1 protein-coding gene is annotated in these 206 nt (G+C 42.2%); it reads right to left on the reverse strand.

The features are described from left to right. Positions 1 to 206, reverse strand: a 206-nt coding sequence (locus I6E24_RS17165; protein WP_455577818.1) for an IS66 family transposase, incomplete at both ends; no start/stop codon positions are given.

The following is a 206-nucleotide window of genomic DNA, read 5'->3' on the forward strand; positions in this document are numbered from 1 at the left end:
TGCCTCTTCCTCCTCTGGAGTCATATCCATCTTGTCGAAGTCAAGTTTCAATTGGTTTGGGTCATCAGGGAGTTTTCTCTTTTCAGACATTGCTCCCCAGACTTTCCTCTGAAGATACTCCAGTTTACGTTCCAACGATGCAATACGATTGTCCTTGGATTCAATGGCTTTATCCTTAGCTTCAATGATTTTGTCTTTCTCTGACA

This window comes from Bacteroides caecigallinarum (assembly GCF_021530995.1).
GTDB classification, from domain to species: Bacteria; Bacteroidota; Bacteroidia; order Bacteroidales; family Bacteroidaceae; genus Phocaeicola; species Phocaeicola faecigallinarum.